Source organism: Pantoea sp. ICBG 828 (assembly GCF_002928355.1).
In the GTDB taxonomy this organism is placed as follows: Bacteria; Pseudomonadota; Gammaproteobacteria; order Enterobacterales; family Enterobacteriaceae; genus Pantoea; species Pantoea dispersa.
This window is the reverse complement of record NZ_POWN01000002.1, coordinates 126,756-150,729: the sequence shown is the minus strand read 5'-3', so window position 1 is coordinate 150,729 and position 23,974 is coordinate 126,756. Positions and strand designations below refer to the sequence as shown.

Annotated in this window: 19 protein-coding genes; 12 read left to right on the top strand and 7 right to left on the bottom strand. The window is 56.7% G+C overall.

From position 1 onward, the window contains the following. Positions 1-102: 102 nt before the first annotated feature. The gene (locus C1Y43_RS05165) at positions 103-3,408 is read right to left on the bottom strand and encodes an autotransporter outer membrane beta-barrel domain-containing protein (RefSeq protein ID WP_104187764.1); all 3,306 of its coding nucleotides are present in this window, start codon (positions 3,406-3,408) and stop codon (positions 103-105) included. Positions 3,409-4,224: 816 nt separating this feature from the next. On the opposite strand from C1Y43_RS05165, the gene C1Y43_RS05160 reads away from it, so the two are divergent. Next, positions 4,225-4,848 (top strand): response regulator, encoded by a 624-nt coding sequence (locus tag C1Y43_RS05160; RefSeq protein ID WP_104187261.1) that lies wholly within the window; start codon positions 4,225-4,227, stop codon positions 4,846-4,848. After that, the gene (locus C1Y43_RS05155) at positions 4,848-8,354 is read left to right on the top strand and encodes a response regulator (RefSeq protein WP_104187260.1); all 3,507 of its coding nucleotides are present in this window, start codon (positions 4,848-4,850) and stop codon (positions 8,352-8,354) included. The genes C1Y43_RS05160 and C1Y43_RS05155 overlap by 1 nt, the downstream gene beginning before the upstream one ends. A gap of 9 nt (positions 8,355-8,363) precedes the next feature. On the opposite strand, the gene C1Y43_RS05150 is transcribed toward C1Y43_RS05155, so the two are convergent. Further along, positions 8,364-8,948: a TetR/AcrR family transcriptional regulator gene (locus tag C1Y43_RS05150; protein WP_088517635.1), complete on the bottom strand. Its 585-nt coding sequence runs from the start codon at positions 8,946-8,948 to the stop codon at positions 8,364-8,366. A 173-nt stretch (positions 8,949-9,121) separates the two neighbouring features. Between C1Y43_RS05150 and C1Y43_RS05145 the strand changes: the two genes are divergently transcribed. Both C1Y43_RS05145 and C1Y43_RS05140 read left to right on the top strand, forming a co-directional pair. Beyond that, the gene (locus C1Y43_RS05145) at positions 9,122-9,568 is read left to right on the top strand and encodes a hypothetical protein (RefSeq protein ID WP_031280103.1); all 447 of its coding nucleotides are present in this window, start codon (positions 9,122-9,124) and stop codon (positions 9,566-9,568) included. Positions 9,569-9,573: 5 nt separating this feature from the next. After that, on the top strand, positions 9,574-10,110 hold the full coding sequence (locus C1Y43_RS05140) for an RNA polymerase sigma factor (RefSeq protein ID WP_088517637.1): 537 nt from the start codon (positions 9,574-9,576) through the stop codon (positions 10,108-10,110). A gap of 42 nt (positions 10,111-10,152) precedes the next feature. Here C1Y43_RS05140 and C1Y43_RS05135 read toward each other — a convergent pair whose 3' ends face one another. Next, positions 10,153-11,172, bottom strand: a complete 1,020-nt coding sequence (locus C1Y43_RS05135) for an MBL fold metallo-hydrolase (protein ID WP_104187258.1) — start codon at positions 11,170-11,172, stop codon at positions 10,153-10,155. Between the two features lie 214 nt (positions 11,173-11,386). Between C1Y43_RS05135 and C1Y43_RS05130 the strand changes: the two genes are divergently transcribed. The 5 genes from C1Y43_RS05130 to C1Y43_RS05110 all read left to right on the top strand — a co-directional run bounded on the left by C1Y43_RS05130 (position 11,387) and on the right by C1Y43_RS05110 (position 16,672). Continuing rightward, positions 11,387-11,728 (top strand): gamma-glutamylcyclotransferase family protein, encoded by a 342-nt coding sequence (locus tag C1Y43_RS05130; protein ID WP_058770129.1) that lies wholly within the window; start codon positions 11,387-11,389, stop codon positions 11,726-11,728. Positions 11,729-11,776: 48 nt separating this feature from the next. Then, complete coding sequence (locus C1Y43_RS05125) at positions 11,777-12,580, top strand: MBL fold metallo-hydrolase (protein ID WP_104187257.1); 804 nt, start codon at positions 11,777-11,779, stop codon at positions 12,578-12,580. Positions 12,581-12,694: 114 nt separating this feature from the next. Beyond that, the gene (locus C1Y43_RS05120; RefSeq protein ID WP_104187255.1) at positions 12,695-13,495 is read left to right on the top strand and encodes a MetQ/NlpA family ABC transporter substrate-binding protein; all 801 of its coding nucleotides are present in this window, start codon (positions 12,695-12,697) and stop codon (positions 13,493-13,495) included. A 708-nt stretch (positions 13,496-14,203) separates the two neighbouring features. Then, positions 14,204-16,072, top strand: a complete 1,869-nt coding sequence (gene kup, locus C1Y43_RS05115; protein WP_058770127.1) for a low affinity potassium transporter Kup — start codon at positions 14,204-14,206, stop codon at positions 16,070-16,072. 294 nt (positions 16,073-16,366) lie between these two features. After that, the gene (locus C1Y43_RS05110) at positions 16,367-16,672 is read left to right on the top strand and encodes a DUF1471 domain-containing protein (RefSeq protein ID WP_021509483.1); all 306 of its coding nucleotides are present in this window, start codon (positions 16,367-16,369) and stop codon (positions 16,670-16,672) included. A gap of 25 nt (positions 16,673-16,697) precedes the next feature. Here C1Y43_RS05110 and C1Y43_RS05105 read toward each other — a convergent pair whose 3' ends face one another. From C1Y43_RS05105 to leuC, 4 genes are read right to left on the bottom strand one after another with little or no spacing between them, the layout of a single operon-like run. After that, positions 16,698-17,660 (bottom strand): LysR family transcriptional regulator, encoded by a 963-nt coding sequence (locus C1Y43_RS05105; protein WP_021509484.1) that lies wholly within the window; start codon positions 17,658-17,660, stop codon positions 16,698-16,700. A 30-nt stretch (positions 17,661-17,690) separates the two neighbouring features. Beyond that, positions 17,691-18,605: an alpha/beta fold hydrolase gene (locus tag C1Y43_RS05100; RefSeq protein ID WP_104187253.1), complete on the bottom strand. Its 915-nt coding sequence runs from the start codon at positions 18,603-18,605 to the stop codon at positions 17,691-17,693. Further along, entirely contained in the window at positions 18,602-19,225 is a 624-nt protein-coding gene (gene leuD / locus C1Y43_RS05095) for a 3-isopropylmalate dehydratase small subunit (RefSeq protein WP_104187252.1), read from the bottom strand. Before leuD ends, C1Y43_RS05100 begins: the two co-directional genes overlap by 4 nt. A 1-nt stretch (position 19,226) precedes the next feature. Then, positions 19,227-20,648, bottom strand: coding sequence for a 3-isopropylmalate dehydratase large subunit (gene leuC / locus C1Y43_RS05090; RefSeq protein WP_104187250.1), 1,422 nt, complete (start codon positions 20,646-20,648; stop codon positions 19,227-19,229). Between the two features lie 367 nt (positions 20,649-21,015). On the opposite strand from leuC, the gene mqo reads away from it, so the two are divergent. The 3 genes from mqo (at position 21,016) to C1Y43_RS05075 (ending at position 23,884) form a co-directional block, all read left to right on the top strand. Then, positions 21,016-22,662, top strand: a complete 1,647-nt coding sequence (gene mqo, locus C1Y43_RS05085; protein WP_021509488.1) for a malate dehydrogenase (quinone) — start codon at positions 21,016-21,018, stop codon at positions 22,660-22,662. A gap of 200 nt (positions 22,663-22,862) precedes the next feature. Further along, positions 22,863-23,126 (top strand): hypothetical protein, encoded by a 264-nt coding sequence (locus C1Y43_RS05080; protein ID WP_104187249.1) that lies wholly within the window; start codon positions 22,863-22,865, stop codon positions 23,124-23,126. Continuing rightward, positions 23,123-23,884 (top strand): Fic family protein, encoded by a 762-nt coding sequence (locus C1Y43_RS05075; protein WP_104187247.1) that lies wholly within the window; start codon positions 23,123-23,125, stop codon positions 23,882-23,884. Before C1Y43_RS05080 ends, C1Y43_RS05075 begins: the two co-directional genes overlap by 4 nt. Positions 23,885-23,974 lie beyond the last annotated feature (90 nt).

Sequence of the window (23,974 nt, the reverse complement as noted above, 5' to 3'; positions counted from 1 at the left end):
GATCAATTAATTCTGTGTTAACACGTCAGGTGAGCAGTAAACAAAAGCGGAGAACGCGGGCGGGCATAAAAAAACGGCCCCCGTTGCGGGAGCCGTTGAGCATCAGAAGCTGACCTTCACGCCGGCGATGGCGCTGGTGTCGCTGTAGCTGTGGCTGCTCAGCTGCTGCGCTACGCCGCCCCACAGGTTGACGTTGGCATTCAGCGTGGCATCGACGCCCAGCTTCAGCTCACCGGCGTTGCGCGTGCCGGCCTGATGGATGGTAACGCCGTTCATTGAGGTGCCCAGCGCGCGGGTGTTGTGCACCCAGCTGGCCTCGACGTACGGCTCCACGCTGCGCCCCTGCTCCAGCCCGGAGCGCAGTGAGGCGCGCACGCCGACGTGGCTCTGCAGGTTATTTTCACCGGTGCCGCGTACGCGGGTGCCATTGCCTTCCGTCAGGTCATCGCCCTTCACGCCCTGCCAGTTCAGCATCGCCTGCGGACGCAGCCAGAAGCCGGTCGACTCGGAGAGCGTCGCCACTTCGGCGCTGTAGCCGCCGGCGAGCGACGCCAGGATGCCCTTCGACTTGTAGGACTCCTCGCCGATGTCCTCGCCCTTGATGCTGTTGTCGAACCAGCCGTAGCTCAGCGTGCTGTCGATAAACGCGCCGCTGCGCGCCGCCGCGTTCTGCTGCCAGGTGCCGTAAATGCCCAGGTTGTAGCCGTGCACCTGACCGCGCGACTGATAGCCGCTCACCGCCGAGCGCGATTTGCTCTGCGCGTTGCCGTAGCCGGCCATCGCGCCGAGGCGCAGGCTGTCCGCGCCGTGCAGCGTGCCGGTTGCCAGGTCACCGCCCAGCTGGATGGCGTAGCGGTTGGTGTCGGTTTTCAGCTGGCCGCTGCTGTCTTTCTGATGGTTGTGACCGCCGCTGTTGCGCAGCCACAGGCGGGTGTGCTGCTGCCGGCCGTTCGCGTCCGTGTACTGCGTGACGCCCGGGCGATCGTCCATGCTGGTGGCGAACAGCGTGTTGGCCGCCGCGAGGTTGGCGCTGTAGCTCGCCGCTTCCGGGCGCACGATCATATTGTGCAGCTCCGCCGGCGGCGCGATGATGTCACCGCCGGTGCCTTCGCCCGGTGCGGTCACCGGATCGGTATTAACCGGATCGGTTTCGCTGCCGTTTTTGTCGCTCACCAGATACCAGCCGTGCTGATCCGCGCCTTTTACCAGGTTGTAGTCATAGGCACCGGCGACAATACGCCCTTTCTGACGGAATTCGCCGTTGGTCGCGCCGTCCACCTGAATCAGCTGCAGGCCCTGAATGGTCTGCGCGCCGCTGCCGCCGGCGTTTTTAACCGCGACCTCGGTGTTGCCATTGACGTCGCCCAGCACGTGCAGCCGGTCGGTGGCCGAGGTGTCGCCGCCCAGCGCCGCGTTCATCACCAGCGTGGCATTGTCCGCCGTGTAGTTGCCGTTGACGGTCAGCACCGTGAAGTTCGCGGTATTGTGCGCCACGTTGATCACGCTGTTGTTCGCGGTCAGCGCATCCACGCTGCTGTTGTCCATGATGTTCCACTGGCTGTTGTCGTTCAGCGTCAGCATATTGAGGCCGGATGACGCACCGGTCCACACCGAGCTGCCGCTCAGGTTGATCTGGCTGTCCTGCGTCTGGCTGCGGTCGATGTCCACGTCACCGATGAACAGCGAGTGGTTGCTGCCGTTCAGTACCACTGACCCGGCGGTTGAACCTTCTGCTGTGTTATAGCCGGTTTTCAGCAGCGTGCTGCCGCTCAGCACCGAATTATTAGCGTCGATGTTCATGCTGGTGCCGGTCAGCACGTTGACGGCGGTGCCGCCGGTGGCGGTGACGCGGGTATTGGCGAGTTTAGTGTCCGCCAGCATGGCCTGGCTCTGAGAAAGAATGCCGGTGGCATTTTCGCCTGTAATATTAATATTCGAATCAGCCAGATTAAGGTAATTGATTAGGTCCGGGTTATACACATTCTGGATGTTGAGCGCGGCGTTAAAGCCATCTTTATCGATACCACTTTTATCAATGGTGATATTCTGCCCGGTGAATGTACTTCCATCCTGCACCAGAATTCCGAAACCACCGCTGCGTGCCTGTACAGAAACATTTTCGGCATTGATATCGCCTGAAAATGCTGATAACAGCGCTGAATTGTTTGCATCAGTGACAATATCTACGTTCTTCAGGTTTATAGTACTGTTGTCATAGCTAAACGCTGCATATCCGCCCTGCTGACCGACTTTTATCCGGCTGTCAGAGAGACTCAGCACCGTTCCGGAACCATTGGCGGCCACGCCTGAACCACTGCCGGTAACTTCTATTTCAGAGTTCGACGCATTCAGCGTCGATTTTGGATCTGCAAGCAGGCCATTAGCACCGGCGCCAGTAACCACAAATGTACTGTTGTCCACGTTGAGCACAGAGCCCTCGCCGCTGGCGTAGCCGCCATGTGCATTCCGGCCAGAAGTGCTGACGTGGGCATCTGAGGCGGTCATCGTCCCCGAGCCACCGACGTACAGACCGTGGGCATCCTGCCCGCCGGTCGCAACCTGCACGCCGCTGGCGTTGAGTTTGCCACCGGAAATCGCTGCCAGACCGTAGGCATTGGTACCGCTGGTCGTTACTGCTCCGCCTGCCAGCGTAACTTCTGTCCCGGCCAGGTTAGCAAAAACACCAAAGGACTGGTCGCCATGGGTGACCACATTTACGCCATCCGCAGTCAGGCTGCCGCCGGAACCCGCCACCAAACCATAAGCCTTGGTGCCACTGGTGGTGACGCTGCCGCCTGTGATATCGATCAGCGAACCCGCAGCGCGCGAATAAACACCATAGGCACTGTCGCCGTGCGTTATATAGTCTGCGTTCTGGCTGTTAATGATACCGGCCGAAGAAGCGTAGGCGCCGTAGGCGGTTTTTCCGCTGGTTTCTACACGGGTGCCATCAAGTTTTAATGTGCCGGTCAGGCTGGCGACCACGCCGTAGCCGCCATCGCCCGTGGTTTGCACGCTGCCGCGCGTCATCTCAATCGCAGAAGACGCAAGGGTGGAGAATACACCGTAGCCGTTATTGCCATCATTGAGCACGATGACATCCGTGGCGCTGGCCTGCCCGCCATTCTGCACCAGCAGCCCATAACGATCGTTACCGGTCGCCTGCAGCGTCTGGTTGCTCAGTTCCAGCTTATCCTCAGGGCCGTTTACCATTGCGCCATGAGAAGAGGCCAGCGCCGCCGGTGAACCGGCCAGCAGCAGCGCCGAGCCCAGCGCGCCAATAATCAGTGATGATTTATTTGTCGCTGCACCAGAGCAGGAAGACTTCACTTTGCCGCGCGCCAGTTCCGAGGCCACGACATAACATTGCTGGGCATAATTCCAGATAACACGATAATTTTTGTTCATGCTTTTTCCTGATTCTGATTATGTCGAACCCGGACGGATACGACCTAACGGTTTAAACGGCGGCGATGCGATAAGAATTTTCTCCTCCACCTGATGCCGCAAAATAATTAAAGCTACGGGATTGGGCTGAATTCTAACGTTGAGACAGGTCTTGACCTCTTTAAGACCTATCTCAAAACCAATCGCCAGACAAATAAAAACCATCAGGTTACGCTGTAGGCTGAGGACTACAGGTTTACTCACCTTGAAATTTAAATAATTCAAAAACAATGCATCAGCGCAACCTGAGTGCGCAGAGAATAAACGCCACGTCTCCCTTTGCAACCTGCAATGCAGCGTGGTTAATTCAGCGTTTATTCATTTACCCGAATTACTGCACGTCCGGCTTTTCACCTAAATACAACAACAACGGATAATTTATTTATCAAATAATTCATCTGATGCAGATCTCATAACTTACCCATAACATCAAACATTTAAAGGGTTACGGTAAGTCGCTGTTATTAAAGCGCTAACCTTGCCACCCTCTGTTGCCATGTTAACTTTTTAAAAACTTACGAACCTTTAATCTTCAGCACTTAAGTTTAATAAATTCGCGCCGTTTATCCTTAGTGAATAATCTTTATGCTAAGCAGAAAAGTCGCAGGCGAGATTTTATCGTTGTAAATAAGACAGCCAGTAATCAGCTGTAAGTTATGGACTACATTTAAAAATAAATGCCCATGTACAGAATGATCTTGAGTTGATTAAGATGACATTATATAAGTGTGCTTTTGAACGAGCGTACTCAGTTTAATTAAGAGAAAGGCAGTGCGCATGGCTAACTTTGTTATTGTTGATGATCATCCCATTGTGCGCGTGGCGATAAGACTGGTGCTGGAAAATGCCGGGCATCGTGTTTCAGCAGAGGCTGTTGATGGCGACAATATATTTAGCCTGATCAAAGAGAATGGCGCCGATGCGGCAATTATTGATATAGATCTGCCCGGCATTGATGGTATTGAAGCGGTCAGGAATCTTCGCACCGCGGGCTCATTAATTCCGGTGATTGTCATGAGCGGGAAAAACGCGGAATTTTACGCCTATAAGAGTAAAAAAGCCGGTGCCAATGGTTTTATCAGTAAAAAGAACAATCTGAACGACCTGGTACAAGCCGTTGACGCGATGCTTTCCGGCTATAGTTTTTTCCCGCTGCGCCTGAGTCATCAGGCGGAGAGCGATCAGATGGTGCAGGATAGCGACAAGCTATTGCTGTTATCGCACCGCGAATATGAAGTGTTGCGCTATCTCGGCGAAGGCACCGAGATTGTTAAAATCGCCAGCCGCATGAAACTCAGCAATAAAACGGTCAGCACCTATAAAGCCAGACTGATGGAAAAGTTATCGCTGAAAAATCAAAAGGATTTACTCGATTTCACTCGCCGGAACCAGATTAACTGATGCGACTTTTTTCCCTGTGCACGCTGTGCTGCGCGCTGCTGCTGGTCGCCCCACTGCGCGCGGCGGTGCAGCAGCTTAACTATCAGCCCAACGATTTGCCGACGATGCCCGCGCCGATGCTCAATGACAGCGACTGGCACTGGCTGGGACAAAAGCGCGACAGCGTGATTGGCATCTATGGGCCGGATCGGCCACCGATGTTGCGCACCAATCCTGAGGGAAGAGTGTTTGGCTACATTCCCGATGCGGCTTACGCTGCGCTGCACAGCCTGGGTATCAGTTTTCGCGTCAAACATTACGACACCGCGCCCGAAGCCTTTGCCGCGCTGGCGCGCGAAGAGCTGGATATGATATTTGTGCCGGCCGGTGAAGCGGTCCCGGCGCATGTTAACGACACCATCAGCGTAACCGCGCTGAAAGCCAGTCCGGTTCGGGTGGTGCGCAGCAGCAGTAACCCGCTGGCCGGTCAGGAGTTTTTACCCGGCCCGGCGATAACATCTCCTTACAGCCAGCTGCCGCAGGTCGCGATGGGCACCCTGCCCTATGCCGATGTGCCGGCGGTGGAAGCCTATTACCTGATTGAACGCAACTATCTGAATACGCTAACCATCGATCACATTCTGCCCGATCTCAGTTCGCCGTATCGCTTTGTGGTCAACAGCAAAGAACACGTGCTGGCGCGGGCGATGCGCATTGCATTTGACGCCCTGCAGCGCCACGCGGCCGGTGAGATCATTGCCGCACGCTGGGATATCGCTAATATCACGCGTTTTGTCACCACGCCGCTGGCACTGACGCCCACCGAGCAGGCCTGGCTGCAGACGCACAGCCAAATCAACATGGCGGTCACGGACCTGGTGGCACCGTTCTTTATCAAAAACGCGCAGGGCGAAATCACCGGCATCGTGCCGGAGTTACTCAACCTGATTGAAATGCGCACCGGGCTGAGCTTCAACTTTGTTGAGATCAGCGACAGTCGCGATCTGACCGCGCGGATGAAACGCGGCGATGTGACGATTGCCGCACCGCTGATCTGGAGCCAGCAGCGCAGCCGTGACTTTTTGATGACCACACCGTTTATGTTCACGCCGGAAGTGCTGGTGACCAACACCGCCGCGCAGGATGCACCGCCAAAACGCGCCGCGCTGGTGCGCGAGCAGGATGCCTCCCACTGGTTCCTGAAAAAATATCCTGATGTGTCAGTCGATTATGTTGGCAATCCCAGCCTGGCGATGCAGTGGGTGGCGGATGGGCAAACCGACGCCACCATTAATACGCTGGTGGGCGCGCGCTATCTCTCCGAAGGTCTGTATCCCGGCAAACTTCGCTTAACCGAGCTGAAACCGGCGCAGGAAGCGGCTATCGCCTTTGGCATCAGCCGCAGCGAGCCGGAACTGCAGGACATCATGAACAAAGCGCTGGCAGCGATTCCGGCTGGCATGATGACCGATGTATTAACCCACTGGCAGGCCACGCCCGCCGCGCATTTCGACACCTGGAAGCTGTACCGCAAAGAATTTTATGTCGGCGCGCTGGGCGCAGCCACCATCATCGCCGTCACCTTTGTCTGGGCAGTGTTGCTGATGCGGCAGGTCAAACGCACGCGACGCACCAAAGCGCTGCTGCGCCAGGAAATTCAGCTGCGCGATCGCCTGATCAATGGTCCGCCGCGGCCGTTTTATGTGGCCTCGCTGGATGGGATGATCGTGCACACCAATCCGGCGTTTACCCAGTTTTTCACTCCGGAAGAGCAAACCCATCTGGGCTATTCGCTGTATGACTGTCGCCATCCGCTCTATCACGTATGGCAGCAGATCGACAAAAACATCCAGCCTGGCGACATTCCGGAAGAGGCGGAATTTGTTATCGATGACGGGCGGCAGAAGCGCCATATCCGTCACTGGATGACGTCGTACACCGGCGATGAAGTCGGCAGCGGCGGGCTGATTTGCGGCTGGCAGGACGTCACCGACTACCTGCAATTGCTGGAAGATCTTTCGCTGGCGCGCGAAGCCACTGAGCTGGCCAGCCAGAGCAAAAGCGACTTCCTCGCCACCATGAGCCATGAAATTCGCACGCCGCTCAGCGCGGTGATTGGCTTGCTGGAACTGCAGACGCAGGAAGGCCGCGCCGATACCGAACTAATTCGCGTAGCGCACGAAGCGGCGGTCAGCCTGATGGATATCGTCGGTGATATTCTGGATATGGCGAAAATTGAGTCGGGACGCATGACGCTGCAGCCGCAGTGGGTTAGCCTGCATGCGCTGGTGCGCCCGGTGATCTGTGCCTTCGACGGCCTGGCGCGGCAAAAAGGCATCAACCTGAACCTGATGCTGCCGGTCGGCGATGACGATCTGTTTTGCGATGCCAGTCGCGTACGCCAGGTGCTGTCTAACCTGGTCGGTAACGCCGTCAAGTTCACCGATCAGGGTGAAGTGAAGGTGACGGTGGGTCTGACGCCGCTGGAGAGCCATACCGAGCTGCGGATCCAGGTGGCCGATACCGGACGCGGCATCGATAAAGCGGCGCAAAATGCGCTGTTCCGCCCGTTCGAACAGGCGGGCCTGTCGGATAACGCTGGCACCGGACTGGGCCTGTTTATCTGCCAGGAGATTACCCGCCTGATGGGCGGCAGCATTTCTCTGGAGAGCGAACCCGGCGTCGGCACCGTGCTCAACGTCGCCGTGCCGGTCAGCGTGCGTGATATCGCTACCCCGCTGCCGTCTCCGGTCGCGGAACCGTTGCCCGCTGCGCCGCAGGTCGCGCTGAATGTGCTGATCATTGACGATCATCCGGCCAACCGCCTGCTGATTTCGCGTCAGCTGACGCTGTTAGGTCATAGTTTCCGCGAAGCGAACAACGGTGAAGAAGGCCTGGCGCAGTGGCGGCAGCAGAAGCCGGACGTGATCATTACCGATTGCAATATGCCGGTAATGAACGGTCTGGACATGACGCGCAACATCCGCCGGGAAGATAAACACACCTACATCATCGGTATCACCGCCAACGCGCAGCAGTCCGAGCGCCAGCGCTGCCTCGAAGCGGGCATGAACGAGTGCGTGTTCCGGCCGGTTAAGCTGGCGCAGTTAACCACGATTCTGAGCCAGATTCACAGCGCCAGCACGCTGTCGGTCGGTGATGATTTTTCTGACTGGGTGGATATTGCCGAAATCGAGAAATATATGCCCAACAGCCCCGGCGCGATCGCGGATTTTCTCGACATCGTGATTAATGAAGCACGCACCGATCTGACGCAGGCAATTGACGTGGTGCAAAGCGGCGATCTCGCGGCTGCCGCCAGCCTGTTTCATCGCATCACCGGATCGCTGCGCGTCACCGGCATCCGTCAGCTGACGGAGCAGTGCGAAATGCTGGAAGAGCTGGCGGAAATGCAGGAAGACAGGGAAATTATCCTGCTGCATTTACGGGAAGCGCTAACGCTGGTGGACAGGATGGAAGCCTCGTTGCGTCAGCAAACCACATCCGCCCAGGCCGGCACGCACTGATGCGCGCCGTCAGGCGTTTTTGATCAGCTTATGCAGCAGCGGATGAGTAATCTGCTCAAACATCCCGGCGTTATTAAATGCCCGCGCCGCCAGCATCGCGCCGTGCACGCTGGCCATCAGCGTTTTGGCTTCGTTTTCAGCGCTGTCGCTGAGCTGGAAAACGCCGCTGGCGGCGCCTTTGCTCAGCTGGCGCGCTAACCAGCCGGAGAGATCGCTGAAGTGGCCGCTGACTTCCGTGGCGACATCCGGCGGCAGCGTGGGCATTTCCGCCGCCAGCATCGCGCAGATGCAGAAAGGCGAAGTTCCCTCTTTAATGCAGTGCGCCCAGTAATCGACGTAGGCTTTCACTTCGTTCAGCGGATCGTTGATCTGTTCATCCATCGCCTGCATGCCCGCCTGCGCCTCAGCACGATATTCCTCCACCACCGCTTTCACCAAATCGGCTTTGCCGGGAAAATGGTGGTGGATGCTGGCCTTGCGGATATCCACCTGGGCGGCAATATCGGCATAGCTAAAGCTTTTATAGCCGCCGGCGGTGAGCAGCTGGCGGGTGCAGGCCATGATTTCGCGGGCTTTAGAGGAACGGGCAGTCATAACGCAATCCGGTAGAACAACAGAGATCGGTCAACCTACTGGCAGGCAGGGAAGAAGTCAAGCCAGCGGCCTGGCGTGCAGCGCGCACTTTTTTCATTTTTTCAGCAATATTTTCATCGCTGATTCGTCTACCTCATCACCAACCCTGTTTATCACCGTAATGAGGAACCCCAATGAGAGATTTTGACAGGCATCAGCATCCCCGTGGTCACCGCTTTGTTCATCACCGTATGGCGAAACCGCTGCTGCTCGGCGTGGTGCTGTTTGCTGCCCTTGGCCTGCTGGTGATGTCGCTGTGGAATGCGCTACTGCCGGAACTGACCGGCGTAAAAAGTATTGGCTTCTGGCAGGCGCTGGGACTGCTGGTGCTGTGTCGCATCCTGTTTGGCGGGCTGGGCTTCCATCCCGGTATGTTTGGCATGGCGCGTCGCCGCATGCATGAACGCTGGATGCAGATGACGCCGGAGCAGCGTGAAGCCTTTATGCAGCAGCGGCGCGAGCGGTTTGGCGGCCGTGGTCATCATGGCGGACGCTGTGACTGGCACGATCGCCGCAGCCAGCGTGACGATCCGCGCCCGCCCGCGGACGATGCGCCCGCCAAATCCCCGGATGCAGAGTAAACAGCATGGCGCAGGATTCGCGGCTGCTGGCGGCCCTCAGCGCCTGCCGCACTAAGCTCAGCGCCTTTATTCGCGGCCGCAGCGAGCGGCACGATGAGGCCGAAGATATCCTGCAGGAGATCAGCTGGAAACTGCTGCAGGTGGAACAGCCGGTGGAGAACGTCAGCGCCTGGCTGTTTCGCGCCGCGCGCAACGAGATCACCGATCGATCACGAAAAAAACGCGAGCTCTCGCTGTTTAACGCCGCCGGAGACGAGGATTTTCCCGAGGATGAAATTGCCGAAACGCTGTTTGGCGTGGCGCAGACGCCGGAGGATGAGTATCTGAAGACGCTGCTGTGGGAAGAGCTGGACGATGCGCTCGCGGAACTGCCTGCTGCGCAGCGCGAGGTATTTGAAAAGACCGAGCTGCTCGGCTTCAGCTATCAGGATCTGGCCGCCGAAAGCGGCGACAGCGTGCAGGCGCTGCTGTCGCGCAAACATAAAGCGGTTCTGTTTCTGCGCACCCGGCTGCGCAGCCTGTACGACGAACTCACGGCATGACCAGCGCGACCCGATAGCCAAACGGCCATCGGGTTGTGTGCTTTACCACCAGGCCGCGGTGGGCTGCGGCTGTAACAGATCGACGCCCTCGCCCAGCATCGGCAGACACAGTGCAACCTGATGCTCTGCCGCCAGCTGGACGATTTGGGTAAACGGATCGTCCCAGCGATGAAAAGCTAAATCAAAAGCCGCGTTGTGAATCGGAAACAGCCAGCGCGCGTTGAGGTCCTGAAACGCGCGCAGCGTGTCCTGCGGCAGCATATGAATGTCGGCCCAGCGCGCATCGTAAGCGCCGTTTTCCAGAAACGCCGCATCAAACGGACCGTATTTCCGGCCAATCGCTTTGAAACCGTCGAAGTAACCGGAGTCACCGCCAAAAAACAGGCGGAACTGATCAGAAATCAGCGTCCACGAACACCACAACCGTTTGTTGCTGTCGAACAGGCCGCGTCCGGAAAAGTGCTGCGACGGCGTCGCGACAAAATGGATGCCGCCGATATCCCGCGACTGCCACCAGTCGAGCTGGATGACTTTCTCCGGCGCAACGCCCCACTTAATCAGCAAATCGCCGACGCCGAGCGGTGTGAGAAAGTGCTTCACCCGATCTTTCAGCTGCATGATGGTGTGGTAATCGAGATGATCATAATGGTCGTGCGACAAAATAATGCCTTCGATCGGCGGCAGATCGGCCACGGCAATCGGCGCTGGCTGAAATCGCTTTGGTCCCAGTCGCTTAAAGGGCGAGGCGCGCTCGGCGAACACCGGATCGGTCAGCCAGAACTGGCCATTGAGCTTCAGCAACAGCGAAGAGTGGCCGAGGCGAAAGACGCTGGTGGGCGCGGCCTGTGCCAGCGCGGCGGCCGTGATGGGCTTCACCGGCAGCGCGGCCGGTGGCTGGGTATCTTTCGGTTTATTGAACAGGAAATCCCACAGCATTTTGCGGTAGTCGCCAAAGCTCAGCGACTGACGCGGCTGGACATTGCGAAACTTTTTGCCATCAAACTGAGCGGAGTACGGATACTCCCTGATTGCACCCCGGCAGAGGCTGGAACCCTTCAACATAGCGCGGATACCTCGAAAAAGAGAAAGCTGGCTGGCAGCACCGGTAAACATCTGCGGCTACGTTAACCGTTTTATGCCGCGCGCGTCCTCACATTACGAGCCATCGCACCACCGGTAACGCAGAATTTCGCTGCCGGTGTGGCCTTCTTCTGGCGGATGACAGGGCGGCAGCAGGCAGGTAAAGTAGCGCTTTTGCATGATTTTACGAGGGAAAATGAACACGCTTTTCGTTTACGGCACGCTGCAGCCGGGCCAGTGCAATGCGCATATCCTGGAAAACATCGGCGGTGAGTGGCTGGCAGGGACAGTCGCCGGCACTTACTATGCCAACGGCTGGGGCGCGGCCGCTGATTTTCCCGGCATCGTACTTGATGAGCACGGCGCGCGCGTGCCGGGTTATCTGTTCATCTCGGACCGGCTGGCGCTGCACTGGCCGATGCTGGATGAGTTTGAAGATGGCTACGACCGGGTGCCGGTTGAGGTCACCACGACCGACGGCCAGCAGCGGACGGCGTGGATTTATCAGCTGCAGCCACAGCAGGACGTCGCGCGCTAACCTCGTACCTTGCCTACACTGATCCTCACCAGACTGTGAGGAGAAGCCATGATCACCATTTGTACCGCCTGCGGCACGTCTTATCAGCAGCAGCAACCTGCCCTTACGCAGTGTCGCATTTGTCAGGATGAACGCCAGTTTGTGCCGCCTGGCGGGCAGCAGTGGATCGATCAGTCTGCGCTGCGCGCCTCGCATCAAAACCAGTGGCAACAGCTGGTGCCCGGGCTGCTCAGCCTGCAAACCGTACCGGATTTTGCCATCAACCAGCGCGCCTTTGTGCTGCAAACGCCGCACGGCAATATCCTGTGGGATTGCATCGCGCATCTGGATGACGCCACCGTCACGCTGCTGCGTGCGCTCGGCGGCCTGCACGCCATCGCCATCTCCCATCCCCACTATTACAGCACCATGCAGGACTGGGCCGACGCGTTCGACGCGCCGGTGTATTTGCACGCCAGCGACAGCGAGTGGATCATGCGCGCATCGCCCCGTCTGCAGCCCTGGCACGGCGACAGCTGTGATCTGCTGCCGGGCGTGCGGCTGTTATGTCTGGGCGGCCACTTTGCCGGCGGCACGGTGCTGCACTGGTCGCACGACGGCGGCGTGCTGCTGAGCGGCGATATTTTGCAGGTAACGCCCGGTGCCAGTGCGGTTTCGTTCATGTGGAGCTATCCCAATATGTTACCGCTGGCCGGCGCCACGGTGACAGTCATGCTGCAGCGGTTGCAGGACGTGAAGTTTATGCGCCTGTACGGCGCGTTTGCCGGCCGCGAAATTCTCGCGCGTGCCGATGAGGCGGTGCAGCAGTCGGGCCGCCGCTATCTGGCCTGTCTGCAGCATCCACAGCCGTAGCGCTTACACAGGCGCGCTGGATAAATAACAGGCGATCGCACCGCGCACGGATGTACAGACGTCTGGACGTATACTATAGTCGGTTTCCTGCAAACATAAGGAAACCTGCAAACAATGAAAAAAACATGGCTTACCGCCCTGCTGGCGGCCTCTGTCACCCTGCTCAGCGCCTGTGACAACCACAACGACAACAAAATCAAAGTGGCGATCAATACCGGACCGGATGAGGCGCTGTGGCAGACCGTGAAGCAGGTGGCACACGATAAATATCAGCTCGATGTTGATGTGGTGGCGTTTAACGATTACGTGCAGCCGAACGAAGCGCTGTTCAATAAAGATGTGGATGTCAATGCGTTCCAGAGCCTGCCTTATCTGGAGATGCAGTCCAAAGAGCGCGGGTATAAATTTGCCGTCGTGACCAATACCTTCGTGTTCCCGATTGCCGGTTATTCACGCAAAATTAAGTCACTGCAGGATCTGCCGGATGGCGCTACCGTGACCGTGTCTAACGAAGCGACCACCCTGGGGCGTAGCCTGCTGCTGTTGCAGGCGCAGGGCCTGCTGAAGGTGAAACCCGAAGCCGGTCTGCTGCCGACCACGCTGGACATCACCGACAACCCAAAAAAGCTGAAGATTGTGGAAGTGGATACGCCGCAGCTGGCGCGCACGCTGGACGATCCGCAGGTTTATCTGTCGATCATTAATAATAACTTTGCCGCGCTGGTGAATTTATCCGCCTCGCGTGACGGGATGTTTATGGAAGGCAAAGCGTCGCCATACGTGAATGCGATTGTGGCGCGCGAAGATAATAAAGACAGCCCGAACGTGCAGAAGCTGAAAGAAGCGTTCCAGTCCCAGCCGGTACTGGATAAAGCCAACGAGATTTATAAAGGCGATATTATTAAGGGTTGGTAAGGATTACCTGCCTGTTGATGCAGGCAGGAACAGGATTACCGCACCCATCGTAGCGGCGCAATTTATTGCGCATTCGGGCAGTTGTGCGGTGTTTCACTCAGCGCGATAAATCGCGCCGCTACAATGTGTGCAGGATGGTGGTGCCGAAATACAATCCCGCACGGATCGTAGCGGCGCAATTTATTGCGCATTCCGGCAGTTGTGAGGTGTTTCACTCAGCGCGATAAATCGCGCCGCTACAATGTGTGCAGGATGGTGGTGCCGAAATACAATGCCGCACGGATCGTAGCGGCGCAATTCATTGCGCATTCCGGCAACTATGAAATGTTTAACTTAGCGCGATAAATCGCGCCGCTACATATTGTGCGGTCGGAGGGTACGGATATAATTTTTGGTACAAAGTCTTAGCATCGCTATTTCCTGCATTTTTAATCATCTCGCTATCTGCGCTCCCCCATCCCATTTCTGCCAGTCAGCCCGCTTCTGCTGCTGTCTGAATCGTCTACACTTCAGGTTGAAAAAGCCGCAGCGGTGTAAAAATGGCGTAAAAATTTGGCCGATTGGTATAAAAATCGCGTACAAAAAAACGCCAACCCCTACCGATTACGCCACTGAAACGCTATCTTCGCCAGCATAAAAGTGGGTGATTGCGACACGCAAGTGCGGTTGATGGCGCTCGCCCTTTCTCCCTGAAAAAACAGGAAATGTATGAGTCAATCAGAGAAACAGTCTCTGCCTGCTGGCATGCTGGCCGCCGCCGGCATCGTGTTTGGTGATATCGGTACCAGCCCGCTGTATACCCTGAAAGAATGTCTGTCGATTTTGCCGGACGGCGCGCCGTCGGCGCTGGCGGTGATGGGCTTTCTGTCGCTGATCTTCTGGGCGCTGACGCTCATCGTCACGCTGAAATATGTCTGCTTCGTGATGCGCGCCGACCACGACGGCGAAGGCGGCATTCTCACCCTGATGTCGCTGGCTCGCCGCAACGTTGGCCGCAAAGCCGGTCATATCATCGTGCTGGCCGGTCTGATTGGTGGCGCATTTTTCTACGGTGATGGCGTGATCACCCCGGCCATCTCGGTGCTGTCGGCCATTGAAGGGATTCAGGTGGTCTCGCCCGGGCTGGAAAAATATGTGGTGCCGCTGGCGCTCACCATTCTCGCGCTGCTGTTCATTATTCAGAAACACGGCACGGAAAAGGTCAGCCGGGTGTTTGGCCCGGTGATGTTTGTCTGGTTTGTGGCCATCGGCGCACTTGGCATACGCGGTATTCTGCTCAACCCGGAAGTGCTGCACGCGCTCAGTCCGTCCTATGCGCTGACCTTCCTGCTCAGCCACAAAGCGCTCTCGCTCGCGGCAATGGGCATGGTGGTGCTGGCGGTAACCGGCGCGGAAGCGCTGTATGCCGACATGGGTCACCTGGGCAAAGCACCGATTCGTCTCGCCTGGCTGGTGATCGCCATGCCGGCGCTGATACTGAATTACTTCGGCCAGGGCGCGCTGGTGATCGCCGATGCGCAGGCGCTGAACAATCCGTTCTTTAATCTGGCTCCCGGCTGGGCGCAGATTCCGCTGATTGTGCTGTCAACGCTGGCCACGGTCATCGCGGCGCAGGCGGTGATTTCCGGCGTCTATACCCTGACGCATCAGGCCATTCGCCAGGGCTTTTTACCGCCGATGCGCATCATTTTTACCTCGCATACCGAGTCCGGGCAGATTTACATTCCGGTGGTGAACTGGCTGCTGTTCACCGCCGTGATGCTGATTGTGCTGGCTTTCCGTCAGTCGTCCGCGTTGTCCTCGGCTTACGGCATTGTGGTGACCGGTACCATGGTAATCACCGCCTGCCTCGCGGGCGTGGTGGCACTGCGCAACTGGCGCTGGCCGCTGCCGCTGGCGCTGCTGTTCCTGCTGTGTATGCTGGTGGTCGACGTGCCGCTGTTCATCGCCAACCTGATGAAACTGCTGTCCGGCGGCTGGGTGCCGGTGCTGCTGGCGCTGACCATGATGGGATTGATGCTGATCTGGAGCAGCGAGCGTAACCGCCTGATTCGTCGTCTGAATAACGACCAGGATGGCCTGCTGGCACTGGTAAAATCGCTGGAGAGCAATCCGCCGAACCGCGTCGAGGGCACCGCCATCTTCCTCGCGCGTAAAGAGTTTGAAATTCCCCAGGCGCTGTTGCACAACCTCAAGCATAACCGCGTGCTGCACCGCCGCGTGGTGCTGTTGCATATCCGCACCACTGATACGCCGCGCGTCTATAACCAGCAGCGCATCAGCATTACGCAATTGTCGCCGTCGTTCTGGCAGGTCACTGCCGCTTACGGCTGGCGTGAAGTGCCGTCGATGGCCGAGATTCTGCATCTGTGTGGACTGGAAGGTTTTGGCTGCACGGTGAATGAAGCGTCATTTTTTACCGCGCACGATACGCTGGTGATGAAAAAACGCCGCGGTCTGGCGCGGGTGCGCGGCGGGATTTTTCACTTCTGCCAGCGCAACGCGCTGCGCGCCCATGAGCAATTTCATATTCCGCCCAACCGGGTGATCGAACTGGGCGGCCAGCGCGAATTTTAAGCTGCAGGGCCACGGATGGCTGGATTTGCCCGCATATGACGCACCGACTTTTTTAATGGCAAATGTAAGCAGATGAAAAAATATTAGCGAAACATTACCGGAGTTGTGGCGGAACTTTTCTTAACATCTGATTAGCAATTAAAGCTAAAACGCATAACCTCAAAAGGTGTTTATTAACCCTACCGGCATGATGATTCACCGTGCGCTTTGCCGGAATGTATAAACCAATAAACAACGATCTCAGGATCGGTTAATTCACTTCCGGCTCTGTTGTTATTTTTGAGGAGTAAGACCATGAAAGCGTTAATTAACGATGTGATTTCCATTTTTACGCCGCAAAATGTTAAACCGGTTTTAATTCGCGCCGATTTGACGCACCGCGAATTATCCTCAATCCATCCGGCGGGTGTCACCTCCGTAAGCTGGGCCACGTCAATGGAAGAGTTAACAGACGCCATTGTGAAAAAAGCCCAGGCGGCCGGCGCCGTCGGTTATCATATCACCGACGTTGAATCACATGAGCCGGGCCACGACGGCCAGCATGTGATGGCGGCCACTGCCACGCTGTATCACATCAATGACAAGGTGGCTTACGGCTGATGCCGGGATTAACGCGTTTTTCTGTTTATGGCCTGCCCGTCATTTCTGGCAGGCTTTTTTCATTAAAATAGGCGGCGAGAAAATCGAGAAAAACTTTAATACGCTGCGATTCTGCGGCGCGTTGCGTATACACCGCCCAGATATTGGCTTCCTGATACCACTGCGGTAATACCGCCACCAGCTCGCCCGTCGCCAGATACGGCGCCACATCCCACGCTGAACGCAGCGCAATACCATGCCCCTGCAACGCCCAGTGCAGAATCACCTTGCCGCTATTGGAAGAGTAATGGCTGTTCAGGCGACACAACACCTGCTGCTCGCCATTGGTCAGTGCCCAGTTACCAAATGAATTATCGCGCTCATTAATGATCAGACAGCTGTGATGAATTAACGCATCCAGCGAGGCTGGCATACCGGCGCGGGATAAATACGCCGGCGCGGCACATAAAATGCGCCGGTTAGCAATCAGCCGGCGGGCAATATAGGAAGGATTGAGATCGTCGCCAACGCAGATTTCCACATCCGTGCCGCTCTGTAGCAGGTCGAATGCCCGATCGCTTAGCATCAGTTTAATATTCAGCGACGGATGCTGGTGAATAAATGCCGAAACCGCATCTGACAAATAGTCCTGACCGAAACCAAACGAGCAGCCGACGGTAATTTCCCCGGTCAGCTCGCCGCGCCACTGACGGAAATTATTGAGAAAGCCATCCATTTCCTGCACTACCTGCAACGCGCCCTCCAGCGCTTTTTCACCTTCCGGCGTCAGGCGCATCACGCGGTTAGTGCGGAAAAACAGCCGCGTCTCCAGCTGTTTTTCCAGAATGGCGATGCGTTTACTGATGTAAGACGGTGACTGACCCAGCTCAATCGCCGCGCGGCCGAAACCGTCATGCCGCGCCACGCTGATAAACACGTACAGGTCTTCAATCGACGGCCAACCCTGTAACGGCTTCTGATAACTTTTTCCGGCAAGCAGTATTTTCATAACAGCACATGGTGAGTGAACGCCACGTGGTTATAACACAGATCCCAGGAAGCGCTGAAGCGAGTGCAGAAACCGCTCTGGCACCTCTTCCTGCGGTGAATGGCCGCACGGTAACGCCTCGCCCTGCACCTGCAGCGCCTTGTCCTGCCAGGTGTGCACCACATCATACAGCTGACCGACCGTGCCCTTTTCGCCCCACAGCAGTAACAGCGGGCAGGCAATGCGCCGGTCGCTGTCAGCGGCATCGTGTTGCAAATCGATGCTGGCGGCGGCGCGATAATCTTCACACACCGCGTGGATCATCGCCGGATCCCGATAGCAGCGCAGATAATCTTCGAATATCGCCGGTTCGGTCGCACCCGGCGTTTTCAGCTGGCCATCAATGTGTTTACGCAAAAAGAACGCCGGATCGTGACCAATCATGGTTTCCGGCAGCGGATGCGGCTGAATCAGGAAGAACCACCAGAAATAGCGCGTGGCGAACGCCTGATCGGTCAGCGCGTACATGGTGGCAGTGGGTGCGATATCGACAAACACGCAGCAGCTGACTTTCTCCGGATGATCGAGCGCCAGCCGGTGCCCGACGCGCCCGCCGCGATCGTGGCCGACAAACGCCACGCGCTGCAGGCCGAGCGCGTCGATTAGCTGGCTGATATCCTGCGCCATGCTGCGTTTGGCATACGGCAGATGTTCAGCGTCACTGGCGGGCTTGTCGCTGTCACCGTAGCCGCGCAAATCCGGCAGGATCACCTGATAATGCTGCGCCAGCTGTGGTGCGATTTTACGCCAGGCCAGATGATTTTGCGGATGGCCGTGCAGCATCAGCAAGGGCGTGCCCTTGCCGCCGCTGGCCACGCGCAGCGTTACACCATTATCCAGTGTCACATCCTGCAGGGTAAAACCGGCGATAAACGGCGACGGGCCGCGATCGATAATCTTACTCATGGTTGCTCCCTGGTGCGCTGCAGCCACGGACGCTGCGCAAAGTGCTGCGCTTCAAACTGGCTGATATCCGCTTCATATTGCAGCGTCCAGTCCACCGCACTGCCGCCACCGATCAGCATCTCGCGCTTCAGGGCACTGACCGTAAATTGAATCACTTCATCCGCGAACTGAATGGTTTGCTGCTCCAGCGATACGCTGATGGTGTTGCGCTGCGCATCGGCGGCCACCGCGCTCAGACGCTGATAATCCGCCTCGCTCAGGCTCAGCGTCAGCACGCCGTTACGCTGGCAGTTGTCGTCAAAAATGCCGGCGAAGCTGGTGCCGATAATCGCGCGAATGCCCAGCTGATTCAGCCCCCACACCGCATGTTCGCGGCTGGAGCCGCAGCCAAAATTGGCGCCGACCAGCAAAAACGTCGCGTTCTGCCAGCCCGGCTGATTGAGGATGAAATCAGGGTTTGGTGCACCGTCGGCCAGAAAGCGCAGGTCAAAGAACACGCCGCGGTCCAGCCCCTGCCGGTCAATGCCTTTGAGAAACTGCTTGGGCATAATCACATCGGTATCGATGTTAGCAGCCGGCAGCGGTGCCAGCTTGCCGGTGATGGTAGTGAAAGCTTGCATATTAAACCCCGGATTGCAGATAGTGACGAACATCAACCAGATGGCCCGCCAGCGCAGCGGCGGCGACCATCGCCGGACTCATTAAGTGAGTGCGCGCGCCCGCGCCCTGACGGCCGGCAAAGTTACGATTGGTGCCTGATGCGCAGCGATCGCCCGGTGCCAGCACATCCTCGTTCATCGCCAGACACATCGAACAGCCCGACTGACGCCATTCGAAGCCAGCGTCGATAAAGATGGCCGCCAGCCCTTCCGCCTCCGCCTGCTGCCGTACCTGGGTTGAGCCCGGCACGATGATGCCGCGCACGTGCGGCGCGATTTTGCGGGTGCCAATCACCGCTGCCGCGGCGCGCAAATCTTCAATGCGCCCATTGGTGCAGGAGCCGATAAACGCGTGGGTGATGGCAATGTTGGCCAGCGGCGTGCCGGCTTGCAGCCCCATGTAGTGCAACGCATTTTTCATCGCCTGCTGTTTCACCAGATCGGGTTCGTCAGCCGGATTAGGCACGTGGCCGCTGATGGCGCAGGCCTGTTCCGGGCTGATGCCCCAGGTGACTTTCGGTTCCAGATCGCTGCAATCAATAATCAGTCGCCGGTCAAATACCGCATCATCATCGCTGCGCAACGTGCGCCACTCGGCCAGCGCCTGCTGCCACAATTCGCCCACCGGCATTTGTGGTTTGCCGGCAATATACGCGTAGACCTTGTCATCCGGCGCGATAATCGCCCCGCGCGCACCGGCTTCCACTGCCATGTTACACAGCGTCATACGCCCTTCCATGCTCAGCGCATCGATCGCGCTGCCGGTAAACTCAATCGCATACCCCGTAGCGCCGGATGCGCCAATCTGTTCGATCAACGCCAGCACGATGTCTTTGGCGGCACAGCCAAACGGCAGCTCGCCGGTGACTTCAACGCGCATGGTTTTCAGCGTGCGATAAATCAATGTCTGTGTCGCCAGCAGGTGCTCGATTTCCGAGGTGCCGATGCCGAACCCCAGCGCGCCAAACGCCCCGTAAGTGGTGGTATGGCTGTCGCCGGCGGCAATCACCATCCCCGGCATCACCAGCCCCTGCTCGTGCGCCACCACATGTTCAATGCCCTGTCGCGGGTCAAGCACGTCAAACAGCTCAATGCCAAAGTGTTCCGCATTTTTGCGGAAGTAATCGACCTGCAGCTGGCCGCCTGCGTCGGTCATCGCCGCATCGCGCACCGGCCGCGTCGGGTTCACATGGTCAACGTTGAGTAGAATGGTGGCCGGATGGCGCACGCGCCGCGACCGATCGCGCAGACCGCTAAACGCCTGCGGGCTGGTGTATTCATTGAGGATTGACCGGTCGATATAGAGCAGCACGTGCCCCTCATCGTCCAGGTGACGTACCACATGCTGTTCGATCAGCTTTTCATACAGGGTTTTGCCCGCCATGCTCATGTCCACGCGAAAGTTAAACAAGTCATCAGAGACCTTAGGGTAAACCCATTCGGCGTCAGATCATCAACACGCTCCGTGCAGTGATAGTGCATGATTTGTCATCGCGGCAGCGGATTTAATTTGACCTAAGTCGTGCCCGTGGTTATAAATAATAACCGCGCTCCGTTAGCGGATATATTGTTGCTTTTTCCCGCATTGCTGCTGTATTCCTGCCGTTTATTTCGCCACCCCGCTTTTATGAAAGTTAATTAATTGCCATCAATAGTTAATTAACTAAAAACAAGTTAATCTCTTCGTAACAATCTTTTAATTTGCCAACCGAATTTTTAACGTTCATCTGCAAAGAATAAACAGGACTGGCATGACTCAGACCAAAAAACTTGTGTCCGCGCTTTCGCTGACGGCACTGCTTGTCTCTTCAGCGGTTCACGCTGAGAACGCACCAGAAAAAACCGACGTGCTGCTGATTGGCGGCGGTATCATGAGCGCCTCGCTCGGTACCTGGCTGCAGGAGCTGCAACCGGGCTGGAAACAACTGATGGTTGAGCGTCTCGACGGCGTCGCGCTGGAATCCTCCAACGGCTGGAATAACGCCGGTACTGGCCACTCTGCCAACATGGAGCTGAACTACACGCCAGAGCGTGCAGACGGTTCCATCGATGTGAGCAAGGCGCTGGAAATCAATGAATCGTTCATGATTACCCGCCAGTTCCTGACCAGCCAGGTACAGCGTGGCGTGCTGCACGATCCGCGTTCGTTCATCAACTCCACCCCGCACATGAGCTTTGTCTGGGGCGACAAAAATGTCGAATACCTGACCAAACGCTATGCGGCGCTGCAGAAAACGACCCTGTTCCAGGGCATGAAGTTCTCTACCGATCACAAACAGATCGAGCAGTGGGCACCGCTGGTGATGGAAGGTCGCGATCCGAATCAGAAAGTGGCCGCTACCTGGACGCCGGTGGGTACCGATGTGAACTACGGTGAAATCACCCGTCAGCTGATCGGCAGCCTGCAGAAAGATCAGAACTTCAAGCTGGAAACCTCCTCTGAAGTCACCGATTTCAAACGCAACAGCGACAACTCCTGGCACGTCACCATCAAAGACGTGAAGAGCGGCGCAAACCGTGAAGTGGATGCGAAATACGTATTCATCGGCGCGGGCGGTGCGGCGATCAAGCTGCTGCAAAAAACCGGTATTCCTGAAGCCGATAACTACGGCGGTTTCCCGGTGGGCGGTTCGTTCCTGATGACCGAAAACCCGGAAATCACCAGCCGTCACCTGCAGAAAGTGTATGGTCAGGCTTCCGTAGGCGCACCGCCAATGTCGGTACCGCACATTGATGCCCGTAACCTCGACGGTAAAAAAGTGGTGCTGTTTGGGCCATTCGCCACGTTCTCAACCAAATACCTGAAGAACGGTTCGCTGTTTGATCTGCTGAGTGCCACCACCACCAGTAACTTCATGCCGATGACGCACGTGGGCATCGATAACTTTGACCTGGTGAAATATCTGATTGGTCAGGTGATGCTGAACGATGACGACCGCTTTGCCGCGCTGAAAGAGTACTACCCGAACGCGCGTAAAGAGGACTGGAAACTGATTCAGGCCGGCCAGCGTGTGCAGATCATCAAGAAAGATGCTGAGAAAGGCGGCGTGCTGAAGCTGGGTACCGAAATCGTGACCGATCAGCAGAAAACCGTGGCGGCCCTGCTGGGTGCTTCACCGGGTGCATCTACTGCGGCACCGATCACCCTGAACGTGATGCAGAAGCTGTTCCCGCAGCAGTTCGCGTCACCGGAGTGGCAGCAGAAGATCCGCGCTATCGTGCCAAGCTTCGGCCAGAAGCTGAACGGCAACACCGCGTTGACCCAGCAGGTATGGGATAATACCGCATCCGTGCTGCAGCTGACCAAACCGCCAGTGATTAACATGGACGATCAGCAGTCGGCACCTGCGCAGGCCAAACCGCGCGAAGAGTCCGCGAAGCAGGATATGGCGCTGTAATAGGCCATCGCTGAGTCAATCGAACCGATGCCGGTGCGCGAGCAATCGCCCACCGGCATTTTTTTGTCTGAGGATTGGCTGATTGCTGTGTCAGGCTTCACCAGTGTTACCGCTGTGAGATGCCCTGTGGTTCCGCGTCTCTCCCCACTGACTTTGACGATGCAGCGTGCTAAAATTGAACTTCTGACGGGAGATCAATTATGAGCAGAAATGCATCTCTGAGTATTGCCAGCCAAATCCAGAATTTAGCGAAGGCTAACCATATCACCGCAGAGCGTGACGGTGTCAGCCTGATGGCTGCTGCGATTACTCATCTGGCAGGCGACAGAGTAGAACTGGATTACGTTGAACAATTGCTGGTTAATCTCAAAAGAAAAGGTGTACTGACTAAAGCAGAAACGCTGAAGCTCCAGGGTTCTTATCTGCAGGAAAAACGTGAGCACAAGCAGAACTTCAGCGCATGACGTTTGATCCTTTCAGCGATTTTTCTACTTCTGGCTACCTGAGAAACGCGTTGGGGCTTAAAGATGCGGATGAGGTAAAAAAAGCTGAGCATCTGGCCTTTGAATCGAGCGTCGAAGATGCGCTTCATTTCCTGGCACTTCAACCTGCAATCACTTACAGCACTTTTTTGTCAGTTCATAAAATTCTGTTTTCTGACTTTTATCCCTGGGCGGGTAAAGATCGCAACGAGTTAGTTCCTCATCTTGCTGTTTTTAAAGGCATGCCAGAAGATGCTCATTTTACCATGTTTGAGCAGCCCCACTCGATTCAGCTCGCCGTTGATTATGCTCTGCGCCTTGCCAGCGACTCATCGCGGTTCAGAAAAAAACCGGGTGAGGTTATGGGACAACTGGCTTTTGCCCATCCTTTTCTGGATGGTAATGGTCGAACGTTGCTGTTGCTATTTATGGAAATGACCTACCGTGCTGGCTTTGCCATTGAATGGGCAAGAACCAAAAAAGATGCGTATCTTAGCGCACTCAGCGCTGAGATTCGTGAACCCGCTAAAGGCCATCTGGATAATTATTTACTCCCCTGCGTTGTTGATATTGCCAGTCGAAGCGAATGGCCGGCAATGATTAGTGGCATAAAAGGGTTGGACGGTTTAGATAAAGAAGATATTTACTACGGTGCGGTTGACGATCCAGATATCAAAGCGCTCTATCAGAGCTATACGTCATCTTCCCGATTGCCTCATCCACCAGCAGAGCCAGAATAAATACGGTTCAGTCGCTACAGCGGGTCGCTATTAATAGCGACCCTACGTGATACAATTTAAGGGTGAACGTTCTCCGTAGGGTGCGCATTC

Excerpts from the sequence above, each read along its gene's own strand:
- C1Y43_RS05155 (WP_104187260.1), top strand. The coding sequence starts at position 4,848 with ATGCGACTTTTTTCCCTGTGCACGCTGTGCTGCGCGCTGCTGCTGGTC.
- C1Y43_RS05140 (WP_088517637.1), top strand. The coding sequence starts at position 9,574 with ATGGCGCAGGATTCGCGGCTGCTGGCGGCCCTCAGCGCCTGCCGCACT.
- C1Y43_RS05130 (WP_058770129.1), top strand. The coding sequence starts at position 11,387 with ATGAACACGCTTTTCGTTTACGGCACGCTGCAGCCGGGCCAGTGCAAT.
- C1Y43_RS05110 (WP_021509483.1), top strand. The coding sequence starts at position 16,367 with ATGAAAGCGTTAATTAACGATGTGATTTCCATTTTTACGCCGCAAAAT.
- C1Y43_RS05105 (WP_021509484.1), bottom strand. The coding sequence starts at position 17,660 with ATGAAAATACTGCTTGCCGGAAAAAGTTATCAGAAGCCGTTACAGGGT.
- C1Y43_RS05080 (WP_104187249.1), top strand. The coding sequence starts at position 22,863 with ATGAGCAGAAATGCATCTCTGAGTATTGCCAGCCAAATCCAGAATTTA.
- mqo (WP_021509488.1), top strand. The coding sequence starts at position 21,016 with ATGACTCAGACCAAAAAACTTGTGTCCGCGCTTTCGCTGACGGCACTG.
- C1Y43_RS05120 (WP_104187255.1), top strand. The coding sequence starts at position 12,695 with ATGAAAAAAACATGGCTTACCGCCCTGCTGGCGGCCTCTGTCACCCTG.
- C1Y43_RS05135 (WP_104187258.1), bottom strand. The coding sequence starts at position 11,172 with ATGTTGAAGGGTTCCAGCCTCTGCCGGGGTGCAATCAGGGAGTATCCG.
- leuD (WP_104187252.1), bottom strand. The coding sequence starts at position 19,225 with ATGCAAGCTTTCACTACCATCACCGGCAAGCTGGCACCGCTGCCGGCT.
- C1Y43_RS05165 (WP_104187764.1), bottom strand. The coding sequence starts at position 3,408 with ATGAACAAAAATTATCGTGTTATCTGGAATTATGCCCAGCAATGTTAT.
- C1Y43_RS05150 (WP_088517635.1), bottom strand. The coding sequence starts at position 8,948 with ATGACTGCCCGTTCCTCTAAAGCCCGCGAAATCATGGCCTGCACCCGC.
- kup (WP_058770127.1), top strand. The coding sequence starts at position 14,204 with ATGAGTCAATCAGAGAAACAGTCTCTGCCTGCTGGCATGCTGGCCGCC.
- C1Y43_RS05160 (WP_104187261.1), top strand. The coding sequence starts at position 4,225 with ATGGCTAACTTTGTTATTGTTGATGATCATCCCATTGTGCGCGTGGCG.
- C1Y43_RS05145 (WP_031280103.1), top strand. The coding sequence starts at position 9,122 with ATGAGAGATTTTGACAGGCATCAGCATCCCCGTGGTCACCGCTTTGTT.
- leuC (WP_104187250.1), bottom strand. The coding sequence starts at position 20,648 with ATGGCGGGCAAAACCCTGTATGAAAAGCTGATCGAACAGCATGTGGTA.
- C1Y43_RS05075 (WP_104187247.1), top strand. The coding sequence starts at position 23,123 with ATGACGTTTGATCCTTTCAGCGATTTTTCTACTTCTGGCTACCTGAGA.
- C1Y43_RS05125 (WP_104187257.1), top strand. The coding sequence starts at position 11,777 with ATGATCACCATTTGTACCGCCTGCGGCACGTCTTATCAGCAGCAGCAA.
- C1Y43_RS05100 (WP_104187253.1), bottom strand. The coding sequence starts at position 18,605 with ATGAGTAAGATTATCGATCGCGGCCCGTCGCCGTTTATCGCCGGTTTT.